Origin of the sequence: Collinsella aerofaciens, assembly GCF_015554145.1 — a bacterium.
In the GTDB taxonomy this organism is placed as follows: domain Bacteria; phylum Actinomycetota; class Coriobacteriia; order Coriobacteriales; family Coriobacteriaceae; genus Collinsella; species Collinsella aerofaciens_AA.
The window spans coordinates 1-13,733 of the sequence record NZ_JADNHZ010000037.1 but is presented as its reverse complement, the minus strand read 5'-3'; the positions used below and the strand labels follow the sequence as shown (position 1 = coordinate 13,733).

General features: G+C 59.9%; 12 protein-coding genes. 6 read left to right on the top strand and 6 right to left on the bottom strand.

The features are described from left to right. Positions 1 to 308: 308 nt before the first annotated feature. From I2E13_RS10655 to I2E13_RS10640, 4 genes are all read right to left on the bottom strand, one after another. Positions 309 to 653, bottom strand: coding sequence for a hypothetical protein (locus I2E13_RS10655; RefSeq protein ID WP_006235302.1), 345 nt, complete (start codon positions 651 to 653; stop codon positions 309 to 311). A 1-nt stretch (position 654) separates the two neighbouring features. Then, the gene (locus I2E13_RS10650; protein ID WP_195405092.1) at positions 655 to 2,343 is read right to left on the bottom strand and encodes an ATP-binding cassette domain-containing protein; all 1,689 of its coding nucleotides are present in this window, start codon (positions 2,341 to 2,343) and stop codon (positions 655 to 657) included. Between the two features lie 276 nt (positions 2,344 to 2,619). After that, the gene (locus tag I2E13_RS10645; RefSeq protein ID WP_195405091.1) at positions 2,620 to 3,360 is read right to left on the bottom strand and encodes an ABC transporter ATP-binding protein; all 741 of its coding nucleotides are present in this window, start codon (positions 3,358 to 3,360) and stop codon (positions 2,620 to 2,622) included. A gap of 5 nt (positions 3,361 to 3,365) precedes the next feature. Beyond that, positions 3,366 to 5,588, bottom strand: coding sequence for a hypothetical protein (locus I2E13_RS10640; protein WP_195405090.1), 2,223 nt, complete (start codon positions 5,586 to 5,588; stop codon positions 3,366 to 3,368). 165 nt (positions 5,589 to 5,753) lie between these two features. On the opposite strand from I2E13_RS10640, the gene I2E13_RS10635 reads away from it, so the two are divergent. The 6 genes from I2E13_RS10635 to I2E13_RS10610 all read left to right on the top strand — a co-directional run bounded on the left by I2E13_RS10635 (position 5,754) and on the right by I2E13_RS10610 (position 10,363). Beyond that, on the top strand, positions 5,754 to 6,266 hold the full coding sequence (locus I2E13_RS10635; protein ID WP_006235293.1) for a DUF2975 domain-containing protein: 513 nt from the start codon (positions 5,754 to 5,756) through the stop codon (positions 6,264 to 6,266). Positions 6,267 to 6,275: 9 nt separating this feature from the next. Continuing rightward, positions 6,276 to 6,527 (top strand): helix-turn-helix domain-containing protein, encoded by a 252-nt coding sequence (locus I2E13_RS10630; RefSeq protein ID WP_006235292.1) that lies wholly within the window; start codon positions 6,276 to 6,278, stop codon positions 6,525 to 6,527. A gap of 18 nt (positions 6,528 to 6,545) precedes the next feature. Further along, a complete protein-coding gene (locus tag I2E13_RS10625; protein WP_267472502.1) occupies positions 6,546 to 7,253 on the top strand; it encodes a site-specific integrase in 708 nt (235 codons plus the stop codon). 396 nt (positions 7,254 to 7,649) lie between these two features. After that, entirely contained in the window at positions 7,650 to 7,937 is a 288-nt protein-coding gene (locus tag I2E13_RS10620; RefSeq protein WP_006235289.1) for an ACT domain-containing protein, read from the top strand. Between the two features lie 78 nt (positions 7,938 to 8,015). Continuing rightward, the gene (locus I2E13_RS10615; protein ID WP_195405088.1) at positions 8,016 to 9,434 is read left to right on the top strand and encodes a citrate synthase; all 1,419 of its coding nucleotides are present in this window, start codon (positions 8,016 to 8,018) and stop codon (positions 9,432 to 9,434) included. 86 nt (positions 9,435 to 9,520) lie between these two features. Beyond that, on the top strand, positions 9,521 to 10,363 hold the full coding sequence (locus tag I2E13_RS10610) for a Cof-type HAD-IIB family hydrolase (RefSeq protein ID WP_195405087.1): 843 nt from the start codon (positions 9,521 to 9,523) through the stop codon (positions 10,361 to 10,363). Between the two features lie 118 nt (positions 10,364 to 10,481). Here the strand turns inward: I2E13_RS10610 and I2E13_RS10605 are convergent, their stop codons facing one another. Next, positions 10,482 to 11,276: a Cof-type HAD-IIB family hydrolase gene (locus tag I2E13_RS10605; protein ID WP_006235286.1), complete on the bottom strand. Its 795-nt coding sequence runs from the start codon at positions 11,274 to 11,276 to the stop codon at positions 10,482 to 10,484. A gap of 198 nt (positions 11,277 to 11,474) precedes the next feature. Next, entirely contained in the window at positions 11,475 to 13,295 is a 1,821-nt protein-coding gene (locus I2E13_RS10600) for an adenine deaminase (RefSeq protein WP_195405086.1), read from the bottom strand. Positions 13,296 to 13,733: the final 438 nt, after the last annotated feature.

Genomic DNA, 13,733 nt, shown 5'->3' with positions numbered 1-13,733 from the left:
GGGGCTATTTCCGCGTTGCGCTAGCTGCGGAAACGCGGGGTCCGTTCAGGCTGTTGCGCTGAGATTGAAAATCAACCGACACGAATCTGACCCATCGAAACACATCTCCACCGTTCCTTCAACTGGGAAAATGCCGTCCCCGGGGCCTGAGAAGGGCCCCGGGGACGTTCGACTGACTGCGGGAACGGCCTTTCCGCTCAATGTGTTCGGCTGAGATCGGAAATCAACCAAACTGAACTAGGTTCAGTTGACATGGTTAAAAACGAGGGGCGACGCTTTTGCGTCACCCCTCGTCCCGGCCGGTTGCTTTAGTTGTACACACGGTAGTTACACTTGAACTGGGTTATGTGTCCATAGTTGGAGCGGTACCAACCCGACGTATAGCTGATTGCCTCTGCGCCTAGATAGTCGTAGCCCTTGTTGTAGCGAAGCTGACGGTAGGTCGTGTCGTACTCTGCTACGTAAAACGTGTCTCCAGAGAAGGCTTTGTACCGGTCCTTAACCGTCGAAGCCATGTACGCGGGTTCGACATCGCCTTTCTCCCCGTTGAGCGCATAGACGGGTGCCGCGATTCCGCATAAAGCCGTTGCCACGAGGATGGCGTAGACAGCCATGCGCGACGCATTGGACTTCAGCTGTTCAAATAGTTTCATGTCATTTACCTCCTTCGTATGTATCGAGGTATTCCTGCTTGAGCGTCTGCGAGGACGACTTGATCTTTTCCACGAGCGTGCCGGCTTCGATGAAGTAGAACGAGTTGGTAAGGTCTGCCAGGTCGTCGAGTAGATGGCTTGAAATGAGCACGCTGCGTCCCCGCGCCACCTCGCTGCGCATCGCGTCGCAGGAGGTTTTCCGTTTTCCCGGATCGAGGCCGTTCAGCGGTTCATCGAGGATGAGGTACGGGCAATCGGTCGCTATCGCCATGGCAAGCTTTACCTGCTGCTTCATTCCTGTCGAGAGTTTACGGGTCGGCTTGTCGAGATATGGGGAGATTCCGAGGGAGTCGCAGAGCGAGTCGATGTCGGCGGCCGATTTCCACTCCTCCCTAACGAAGGCAAGGTGCTCGAGGGCCGATAGCGTGGGGTAAAGATCCGCGCTGCCCGAAGAGCTCAGATAGACAAGTTCCGCAAATTCGGCTGATTGACGTTGGCAGATTCCGTCTGCCGTCAGGCTTCCCGATCGGATACGGGTGGGAAATTGGCCCGACAGCGCTTCCAGAAGAGTGGTTTTCCCCGAGCCGTTGGGAGCAACGAGGCCCGCCGCCGTTCCCGGGCTCAGGAAAAGCGACCCGATTGAAAGTATCGTCGTGCTTCCGTATCCCACGCTCACGTCCAGGAGCTCAAGCCCATGGTGCTTTTTAGCGGGTCCAGCCTGTTTGGGCGAACGTGCCGCAACGGCGCCGACCGCGAAAAGGACCGCGACGTATACCAGGGCCACGGCAAGCATCGATGCGCCGCCCGAACCGGAGCCAATGAATTCTGTCGGGAAGCATCCTACGTAACCCGTTGCCTCGATAGGCGAGAACACGGCCAGCGGCAGGAGCTCGAGCGCGGCATTATGCCCCAGTGCCGAATCGGACAATAACGGGAATGCCGGGGCCGCGACAAGCAACGCGGAGGCAAGGGGGCCCGCGAAGACGCGCCTCGTTGCGGTCGATAGGACGACGGAACAAACGGATATCAAGGTTCCACCCGCGAGCAGCGCGAGAAGTATGGTCGTGAAGACGTTTCCCGCGGTCGTGGTGGTGAGCGCGCCGTTATGGAAGAAGGCGATCGGGTACCCGATCTGCCCGAAGCCGTTTAGGACCAAGGCGTAAATGCCCCCGGGTGCGAGGCCGGCGAGGAGCATCGCGGTCCCCGCGGCGATTATCGAAAACACGATCTGGATAAGGCGCCGGAATTTGGGTGCGGGCGCCTTTGCCGCCAGGGTACCGGGCCTTGTGGCGCCGAGCAGGAGTATCGACGAGAGAAGGAAGGGGATGAAGGGAAGGAAAGACGGCGCCGCGGCAATGGCGTAAGGCAGGAAGGAAAGGAATGGCAGGTCGTTTGCGGAGGCCGGGATATCCGTGATGCCGGAGCCGCTCAGGGCGCGGCAATATGCGAGCTCCGCGTCATTGGTCTCTCGGTCTCCCACGATGGACCCGGATTGGAAGCCCTCGTCCATGAGCGCGTAGTAGCTCTCGGCAGAATCGAGAAAGGCGGCGTCGGTTTGAGCGGCGAGGGCGGCGTTCGCGTATCTTGCAAGCTCAGCGTCATCTTGCTGCTCTGGCGATAGGTCTGTGCCGCTGGCCTGGGGCGCGCGCGTATTGAATGCGTCGACAAAGCCCTGCATGCCCTGCTTCATAAAGAAGGGCCCGTAGATGGGTGAATTGAACGCAATGGGGACGAAAAAGGCTGCAGCGAGAACGAGCGTACAAATCCATACGGCCTTGTCTCTTAGGATCAGTTTGAGAAGAAGTCGACAGTACATTCAGAAGCACCTACGTTCCTCAAAGAATCGTTAGATTAAAAGTAACAGACCGGATGAAGATACGTGCGACGGGGGCGAGGCGAATGGCTGAGCGGTATCGATATGCGGGTTTAACGGCATATCGACCACATAGATTATTAACTCGCATTTCTACCCGCCCTTTTCGTAGAGTCGCCGATACGTGCCTAGCGCACCCTCGGCGCGTCCGGCAGGCTTTGCGAAATGGGATCCAGGAGACTTCGGCGCAGCATCATCTTGCGGAATGCTTCTAATGAGCCTCCCATCCTTCAAAAACAGAATCTCATCGCACAGCCTATCGACCGAATCCAAGATGTGGGATGACATGATGATGCACGTACCAGAATCGGCCAGCTTCCTGAGAATCTCGGAATGCAAGTCCACCCTGCTGGGGTCGAGCGCGTTCATGGGCTCATCTAATAGAAGGTACCGCGCGCCCGTCGCATACGCAATCGCCAGGGTAAGCTGCTGCTTCATGCCCTGGCTCAGAGTGCGGATCCTCATCTTCGCGAACTCGCCTATCTGCGTTTGTTCCACTATCTCTTCGATATCGCGAGCATGCGGCCACATATCGCAAACCATCTTGAGGTGATCTTCCGCACGCAATCCGGGATACAGCAGCGTCCCCTCACCAGGTGCATAGAAGATCATAGAACGGACCTCTCTCGCACCCGTACCCTGCACCTCATCCAGAACGATGCTCCCGTCCACGCGAGGACCCGGCAAACCTGCCATCGCACGCAGCAACGTCGTCTTTCCATGCCCGTTCGGAGCGACGAGACCGTAGACCGTACCCGGGGCAAACTCAGCGTTCACCGAATCTACGAGCACCTTCTTTCCATAAGAGATCGTCAGCGTTTGAAGGTCAATCATCGAGATCATCCCCTTTCGATCTTTGGAACACTCAGGCGCACCATCAACGGAGATACGGCGCCCAAGACCACCAGCAGAGCGCCCGATGCGCCGACGACCTCTCCAAAAGGCATCGCGTTCGTCCCTCGCCCAAGGAACCCAATCGTCCCCACCTGGGAAGCGGGATCAAACGAGGCGAATGGAGCCAGCAGCGCGACGCCCATGCCCGCGCTTTCAACATGAGCGCTCAACGAACCCAACACCAGGAGAACCGCGCAAACCACTCCGGTGACAACGGGGTTGCGGCTAATCGCTGCTGTCAACGCAGCGACGACGGAAATCACGCCGTATGCCATGACCAGCAACGGAATACTGCACAACACCGCCTCCCCCACCATGGACGTTGTCGAAGCTCCCGCCCGAATGAGAGCGACGGGATACTCCGATCCACCCGCACCGTTCTTAATCACGGACACAACGACAGCGGGAACCATCGACACCAAAAGCAGCGCCAAGCCAAGCAGGAGAGACAGCGCAACAGCCGTCAGAAAACGCACATGCGCTGTTGCGGGGACTTGGAAAACCAGAAGGGAACGGCACCGCAGGTAGGTGCACGCAAGCGATGTGACAACCACGGGCAACAGCCAAAACAAGGAAGGAAGCGCTGCCTGGAGATACGAAAGGAGGATTAATGGGGGCATCTTCGTACTTAACTCGTAAACCTTGGGGTCCGGCAAGCTCGCGATCGACTCGAGCAGAAGGGCGCGCGCCTCCGCACGAGAAGGAGTCTCCGGCTCGATTCCGATCGATTGCAGGAGGGTCGCATCTGCCGCGCCCAGCTCGCCTCGAGCGCGCTCGTACGTCGCAAGGCTTCGAAACCCCTCCGCAGGCGTGGGCGCGTACACGAAACCCGAAAGAGCATCTCGCATGCCTTCCAGGGCCGCTTTGCCCTCGACGTCCATATTCGCAGCGTCCTGCTCTAGATACCGATCTATTGAACGGAGCTCCCCATCCCTATACCGAACAGCGGAAACGTCACCAGCGTCAGGAAACACCTCGACCAGAGCCGGGGCCAGCATCGCCGTCGACATTGCAATCGCGCATACGGCGAGGGCAGGAGAATGCAGGAGCAGCTTCCCCATCGTTCTTACGTATGCAACGGCGGAGGCACAAGCGCTCGAACGGGCTGTCGTTCTCGATGCGGTGAAGGAACCTCTCTCAAGACAAATCGGGGACATCGGGCGCGCGCAGCCGCTCTTTCCAGCAACGCAAAGCAGGCTAATTGCCAGCACCTCGATCCCGATTGCGCATACGAGGGTAATCGCGCCACGCTCGAAGCAAAGTCCAGGCAGATTCACTATCTGCGTTGTCGGGTACGGGCTATAGGCGCCGACGGTCAACTCAGTGTTCGCATACGTAAGGGGATTCAACAGGGCGAACTCACGTAAAGCGATGGATCTTCCGTAATACCCGGGAACCATCGTCACCCCCATCAGGGCACATACGAACACGATTCCAAGCGTAGGGTTATTGGCAATCTTCACGGCAAGGTGAACGACAAGCGAGATGAACGCTGCCACCAAGAATTGCAAGATGGCCGTCTGCGCGAACACCAGCCAAGTCGGTTTGATAACCGGAGTCGCATATTGAATGTAGCCTATCGGATAGAACGGCGAGCCCGGGCCATTCTTCACAAGCGCGGCGATTATCCCTGGAAGATTGATGGCGAGGACGGCAAGCATTGCAAAAACACTCGCCCATACGCTCGATGCAACAAGTCTACCCAGCTCGCCCATCGGTGCCTGGATGATGAGCTTTTCACGTTTGTTAAGACGCGCGGCAAGGAACGAGACGGCAACGGCCGTTGCGACCCATAGCAAGTACTCCTTCGATCCGTCATAATAGGTGTACTCTCCATCCGATATCTGCAGAAACGGAAGTAGGGGAGAGAGCGGTGCCAAGATAAGACGTCCCGCGGCAAGAGAGTACAGAAGCGCGGGCATGCTTGATGAAGAGGTATAGACACCGTCCTCCCCCGCATTCACAAGCGCATCCGCATAGGATGCTGACAATTCCTGCTCAACACGGGTTATTCCCGACTCGAGGTATTCGACCCGTCCGTCGATGCCAGCCGCGCTCCTGAAGACGGGCAGAGCACAAAGAACCATCAACGCAACAACGACAACACAGAGCGACCTGGAGGAGAGAAGCGACCTAAAGATCGCCTTCGAGATTTTGAGCATATTCATCGCCAACCTTAACCCCATCCACCTGGAACAGCGGGGCTGAACAAAATGCTCGGCCCCGCCTCGCATCTAGTGATTGCAGCATGCTGTGATTACTTGCCGGCAAAGTCAATTTAACATAAACTGTTAAAAAGTAACCTGAGTTTTTTAAATTCTTCGGAGGTTATTATGAGTTCCGACAATCGCACTCCCCGGCTTCATTCCTTCCGCATCGCATGTGCGATAGCCTCTGCGACCCTTTGCGCCACCGCCATCGCACAAGTGGCGTTCTCCTTAAAGCCAGCAATCGAAGTGCTCGACAACCCTGTAATTGCAGACTCCCCCGCGTATCCAGCCCTTGCGATCTCGACATTGGTCCCTGCCGTCATCGGTATCGCTACGACCATCCTCAGCGCCGTTCTCGTGTGGACGATCAAGAGCGGAGACCCCTTCAAGAAAGGGTCTGCGACATGCTTGAAGGTGCTCGGCATTCTCTTCGTTGTTCAAGCTGCCACCAGCCTCTACGCCGGCTCACTCAAAACCTCCGTTTCGATGTTTGGCGGCGAGGGGGCCGTCGGCGCCCAAGAGATCGCTTCATCATTCGATTGGACCTCTCTGGTTCTCGGCATCGTCCTGTTCATGCTTTCCCAGCTCTTCTTGTACGCCCGAGAGCTGTACCTCGACTCCGACGAGATTGCGTAAGGAAACGCCATGCCCGTAATTGTTCGCCTCGACAAGATCATGGCCGAGCGAAAGATTTCCTCGAACGAACTTGCCGAAAGGATTGGAACCACGCCCGTGAACCTGTCCCGTATTAAAAAAGGGCATATTCGCGGCATTCGCTTCAACACACTCGAGCAGCTATGCCTCGCCCTTCGTTGCCAACCCGGAGACCTTCTCGAAGTCATGAGCGAAGAGGATGCCCGAAAGGAGTTCGGACTCGATTGGTCCGCCGAGGATTAGAGGGCGGTCGTACTCGCCCTGCACACGGGGATGCGAATCGGCGAGGTCTGCGGCCTTCGGTGGTGCGATGTGGATTTCGAGACGGGCCTGATCTCGATCAGACACTCGGTGGCGTACGCGAAGGGAATGGGTTCGTTCATCAAGGACACCAAGACCCATGACGCCAGGGGTATCCCCATCGACCCGGTCGGCCTACTCCCCTTCCTGAAGGAGACCCACGAGATCGACTGCGAAAAGCTGCGCTTGCGCGGCCTTACCGGGGCGGTCGAGATCGGGGACTGCTACATCCTGTCGGAGCCGGGCGCGACCTTCGCGACGACAAGCTATATCCGCAGGGCGTTCAAGACGTTCTCGGAGACCAACGGCCTCATGGGCACCAACGACGAGCTGATCACGTTCCACGGCCTTCGCCACACGTTCGCAACGCAGTGGATCCGCCAAGGCGGCGATATCAAGGCGCTCCAATCGATCCTCGGCCACAAGGACGCCATGGCGACGCTCAACGTCTACGCCGACATCGAGCCCATCTCCAAAATCCATAACATGCTGCGCGCCACGCCGTGCCTTTGGCGCGGGCACCTCGGGCCGAGGGTCGATCCGAGTCCCATGTTCCAACAGAGGATCCAGGAGTCCATCGAGACGCTCCAGGCGTTCGGCTACGGCATCACCGAGCCGGACGACCGAAATATCGCCATACGCGACGTGAAGACGAACAGTTGGCTCTAGCTCACCGAGTACGCGGCAGTGCTGGGCCCATCCCAACTGAGGTCACGGTGGTCCGATAGGGGCGCCGCCTGCGGCATGCGCCGCGGAGCGGTATCCCCTACCGAAGGGCGGGGATGCCCTCCGCTTCCAGTTCGGAATCAGCCGTCGGAGGCGTTCGGCTGACTGCGGGAACGGCCTGTCCGCTCAATGTGTTCGGCTGAGATCGGAAATCAACCCAACACGAGCCGGACACGCGCCAGACGGCTCTTCCCCGTGCGGCCTTCCCCCTTACGCTCATGTTGCAGGCATGTAACGCCGCAGCGAGCGCGCCTTTTTTGCGCCAGACAGGTACAATGATGAACACTGTACCGTAGCGGAGCGCCCCGCGCGCGCCGCAATCACGCGAAAGGGTTTCCCATGGCCGAGATCTCGTCCTCCCGTATCGTCATCACCGTCCTTGGCAAGAACCGCCCCGGCATCGTCGCCGGCGTCACCCGTGTCCTGGGCGAGGCCAACGTCGACATCCGCGACATTACGCAGTCCATTATCGAGGACATCTTCACCATGACCATGCTGGCCGACACCGCCGAGTCCAAGCTCGACTTCGCCGAACTCCAGAAGGCGCTTGCCGAGGCCGGCGAGCTTTCGGGCGTCAATGTGTCCATCCAGCGCGAGGATGTCTTTAACTTTATGTACCGCCTGTAGCGAACAGGTCGTGCGGGAACAGGCTGGCGCATCTGCACCCAAGCACGCCGCCCCCACACGACCCCGAGAGGAGCGCGCATGGCTTACGACGCCAAGAAAATCTACTACCGCTTCGATGACCATCTGAGCCGCCTGGTCTTGGATTATGAGGCGAGCCGCCAGATTTCGCCCGAAAGCGAAAACCTCTACCACGGCCTACCGACTGATCCGTATGACGAGGGTCTGTTCGTCGAGCACAACGTCAAGCGCGGCCTGCGCAACGCCGACGGCTCGGGTGTGGTCGCGGGTCTTACCCGCATCTCGGACGTGCACGGCTACAACAAGATCGACGGCAAGGTCGTGCCCGATCAGGGCAAGCTCACGCTTCGCGGCTACAGCATCGAGGATCTGGTCAACAATGCCCAGGCCGAGAATCGCTACGGCTACGAGGAAGTCGCCTATCTGCTTATCACGGGTTCGCTGCCCAACAAGGAAGAGCTCGACGGCTTTTGCGAGCGCCTGGGCGCCTTTAGACATCTGAGCGACGAGTACGTTAAAGAGTTCCCTATGACCACGGTGTCGTCGAGCATCATGAACGTGCTCCAGCGCGCCGTACTGTTGCTCTACGCCTTCGATGCCGAACCAGACGTGATCACGTGCGAGCACGAAATCGACGTCGCCATTTCCATGCTCGCACGTCTCCCGCGCATCGCCGCCTTCGCACACATGGCCTCGGTCGCCAAGCTTCGCGGTTCCGAGGTTCACGTTCCGCACCCCACGCCCGGTCTCTCCACCGCCGAGACCATCCTACAGGTCCTGCGCGGCGGCATGGCGTTCACCCGCGATGAGGCGATGCTGCTCGACGTTATGCTCATGCTGCATGCCGAGCACGGCGGCGGCAACAACTCCACCTTCGCTTGCCGCGTGCTGTCGTCTTCGGCCACCGACCCGTATTCCGCCTACGCCGCGGCTATCGGCTCGCTCAAGGGCCCGCGCCACGGTGGTGCCAATGCCAAGGTCGTGTCCATGCACGAGGACATCCGCGCGCATGTCTCCAACTGGGAGGACGAGGACGAGGTCGCAGCCTATCTGGGCAAGATCCTCGACAAGCAGGCCTTCGACGGCACGGGCCTCATCTACGGCATGGGCCACGCCGTCTATACGCTCAGCGACCCGCGCGCCGAGGTCTGCCGCCGTTACGCGCGCACGCTTGCCGCCAAGAAGGACCTGGGCGATGAATTCGCGCTCATCGAGCGCATCGAGCGCCTGGCACCCCAGGTCATGCGCGACCACGGCATGACCAAGCCCATCTGCGCCAACATCGACCTGTACACGGGCTTTATCTACAAGATGCTCGGCGTGCCCGAGACGCTTTTTACGCCGCTATTCGCCGTCGCCCGCATGGCCGGCTGGTCGGCACACCGCATGGAAGAGCTCTTCTGCGCGCACCGTATTATTCGCCCGGCCTATCGTCCGGTGATCGAGCCGCTGGAGTACAAGCCGCTCGCCGACCGCTAGGACGCGGACCGTTATAGAACTCGAGCGTGGCCAGGGACCCAAGCCCTCGGCCACGCTTTTTATGCCAGTAGAAAGGGCTGCATCAAATGATTGTGTTTTCCGATATGGACGGAACGCTGCTGACGAGCGATAAGCAAATGAGCGATGCCACCTGGGCGATGCTCGACGAGCTCGCACGTCGTGGCATCGAGTTTGTTCCCTGCACGGGACGTCCACTGTCGGGCATCTTTGAGCCCATTCTCGCCCATCCCGCCGTGCATTACGCGGTCTGTGCCAACGGCGCCAGCGTCTGGCAGCTCGACGAGGATACGCCCACCGACGCCTCGCGCGCCACGCGCATCTTGAGCCGTCCGCTCGACCGTGGCATTGCCCACCGCATCCATCGCATTGCCGCCGGCCACGATGTGACCTTCGATATCTTCGCGGATGGGCAGTGCTTCCTCCCCCGCTCGCTCTACACGCGCCTGGACGAATTCTGCGGCGGCGACCCCCACATCGCGGCTTCGCTCAAGCGCACACGAACGCCGATCGACATGAATATCGACAGCAAGATCGACGAGGTCGAGACGCTCGAACGCATCGCCATGTACTGGCACGACCCAGCCGATCGCGATGCCATCGCGGCGGTGCTCGACACGCTCGGAGGCATTGAGGTCACGCGTTCTTACGCCATGAATATCGAAGTCATGGGTGAGGGCGCCACCAAGGGAACGGCCCTCACGTGGCTGTGTGAGCATCTGGGCGAGCGTCTCGCCGACGCCTGGGCGTTCGGCGACAACATCAACGACATCCCCATGCTGCAGGCAGCGGGCCATGGCATGGCCATGATCAACGCCGAGCCCGAAGATCGCGAGGCCGCCGATGCCATCACCGAATACGACAACGACCACGACGGCGTCGCCCGCACCATCATGGCCGCCCTCGCCTAGTCATTGGTCAGTCATTGGGGACGTTCTTAAACGACTAGTCACTGGGGACACTCTTCGCAAAAAGCTGCAAGGACTGTCCCCCACTGTCGGCAGAAAAGGAACGTCCCCATCTGCCGGATTAGGAGAGACTCTCCAGCACGCGACGGAGCTCCTGCTGGACGGCGTGGTCGCGGTTACAACCCACCACGCGATCGGCCACCGCCTTAAGCGCGGGGCGCGCGTTTTCCATCGCGCAGCCCGTGCCGACAAAGCGAATGATCTCATAGTCGTTCATCGAGTCGCCAAACGCCATGACCTCGTCGCGACCAATGCCGTAATGCTCCGCGAGCTGCGCGATACCCGAGGCCTTCGACACACCGGGCTGCATGGCATCGATCCACGCGTTGCCCGAAGGCGCAAAAGTAAAGAGCTGACCAAGTTCGCGCTGTAGCACGTACGCACTGTCCATAACCGCACTGTCGTCGCAAAAGATACTCGCTTTGATGATATTTACGCTGGGATCGGGCAGCTCCCAAATACGCTCGGCATTGGGAAGGTCCTTATCGACCTCACGCACGAACTTGCACTCGTCATCGAGCAGGAAGGACTTGGTTCGGTCAAAGAGCGCAAGATGCAGATTGGGAAACGTCCTGACGGCTTGGGCGAGCCTTCGAATCGCCAGGTGGGAATACACCTCACGGTCTACCATCTTACCGTCGGCGTAGACTTGGGCGCCGTTAGCGGCGACAAAGTCCATCTTGTCGCGAACGGGCGCAAAGAACTCGCACAGGCGATCGTAGCGACGACCTGACGATGCGGCGAAATGCACGCCATGCTCGTGTAGCGCCAGAATCAGTTCGTAGGTCTCGGGAGGCACCTGGCCGTTTTCGTCAAGCAGCGTGCCATCCATATCGGATGCAATCAGTTTAAACATAGAAAAGCTCCCTTCGGGCTTGTTGGAATCGAACGTGTATCCGATTCCAACGTACCCAAAGGGAGCTCAAATAAGACTCCGCGGGCGTAAACGTTACAAGGACCTGGCAAATAGCTCACACATGCCAGAGGTCTCACGGTCGCGGCGTCAGGCGACACGCCACCCCGACGGCTAGTCGTTTAAGAACGTCCCCGATGACTAGTCGGCGTAGGTGAAGGTCGTGACGTCGAACATGCCCTCGGGGCGGATGCGGAGCGTCGGGATTACCGGCAGGGGCAGGAAAATGATGCCCATGATGGGGTCGAGCGGCGGCTCGATACCCATGGCGCGCGCCTTAACCATAAAGTCGTCGTGCTGCGCGGCGACATCCTCGGCCGTGCCCTCGCTCATAAGGCCACCGAGCGCCAGCGGAATGCGCGCCACGACCTCGCCGTTGCGCACCAGCACGTGGCCGCCCTGGCCCACGGCCTCAACGGCAGCCATCATATCCGCCGCATTGTCGCCCACCACGCACACGTTGTGCGAGTCGTGGCCAATCGTGGAGGCAATGGCGCCACCCGTGATGGTAAAGCCGCGCACCCAGCCGCGACCGATATGCTTGCCAACCAAGCCCAGACCCGCGGGGCCGTCACCGTCGGCGCCCTCGGCCTGCAGCGACACGCCGCGGCCGTGGCGCTCGATCAGCATAATGCGGCGCAGGCCCTCGGCACTCTCGGGGCGAGCCATACCCGTGATAGCCATACCCGGGATGACATCGATAACGGCCTCGCCCGGCTTAAAGGCATAGTCAAACACGTCGAGTGAAAGCTTCGGCAGCTTAACGGAGGCGCGCAGCTCATCGGCAAGGGCCGCAACCTCGGCCATCTCGGGTGCGATCTCGCCCACAAAGGTGCCGTCCTGCGCCACCAGAGCACCGGCGGCATATACTCGATGCGGAGCCGTAGCAAACGTCAGGTCATTGAGCACCAGCAGGTCGGCACGCTTGCCCGGGGCAATCGCACCACGCAGCTCGTGCGGGTCGCGGCAGCCGTGATCCAGGCCAAACGCCTCGGCCGTGGAGAGGGACGCCATAGAGATAGCGACCACGGGGTCGATACCGGCCTCAATCGCCACGCGGCAGGCATTGTCGATCATGCCAGTCGCAAGCGCATCGGAAGGGGCGCGGTCGTCAGTCGCAAAGCAGCAGCGGCGGGCGCGCGCGGGGTTCTCCAGCAGCATCGGCGACAGATTGGCCAGGTCATGGCTGCACGTGCCCTCGCGCAGCATCACGTACATGCCACGAGACAGCTTGTCGAGCGCCTCCTCGGGAATCGTCGACTCATGGTCGGCGATAATGCCCGCCGCGGCATAGGCATTGAGGTCCTTGCCGGCAACGAGCGGCGCATGGCCGTCGACCTGCTTGGACGGCGTCTGGTTGGCAGCATCGATGCGAGCACAGGTCTCAGGATCGGCCATAAAGACACCCGGCAGGTTCATCATCTCGCCCAGGCCAAAAACGTCGCCCGGATGCTCGGCAAAAAACGCCTGCATGTCAGCGGCGGTAATCACAGCGCCCGCTTGCTCATCGGGCAGCGCGGGCACGCACGAGGGCATCATGTATTTGATGGAAATGGGCGCGCGACGACCGTCCTCGATCATAAAGCGCAGACCGTCCAGGCCCGCCACGTTGGCAATCTCGTGGCTGTCGGCAATGGCGGTGGTGGTACCGCGCGTCGCCGCCATGCGCGCATACTCGGCGGGGCGGATGTTCGAGGACTCAATGTGCAGATGTCCGTCGATAAAACCGGGGGCGAGATAGCGACCCTGGCAGTCGATAACCTCGGCAGCCTCATAGGTACCGGCGGCATCGTCGCGCCCGTTGTAGAGCACGCCGACGATTACGCCGTCCTTGACGGCAACGCTACCGGGCGCCACGCGCTGACCGTACACGTCGACAATCTGCGCATTGGTAAACAGCGTGTCGACGGGCACGCGACCCTCGGCAGCGTCGATCACAGACCTCATGACCTCAACGGACATACATACTCCTTCTACCGTAGAAAATAGCTGCGGAGCGGACAGGCCTTCGCCGCAGCAAACCAATAGCCATTGTATGCCCAAACGATGGGTCGGGAATACACCCCCTCCGCTTAACGGCACACGCCGCTTGGCGCAATGGGGACAGGTTGCTTTGTACCAATGACAAGGAGTGTCCCAAAGTGCCGGCACAAAAGGAACGTCCCCAAGTGCCGCAGAGTGGATAATCTCCCACTTTGAACCCCCAAGCAGGCCAAAAACGGAAGATTATCCACTCTCATTCTGTGGGCACTCATTTAAGTCTGTCCCCAATGAGTGCACCTAACTGCCACCTACAACAACGGAAGCGCCGATGTCTTGGCAACGACAGACACTATGACCCAATCCGAGGGCACTAAAAAGATAGGAGCCCCCGCTCGTGACCGCGGGTCGGGGCTGCGA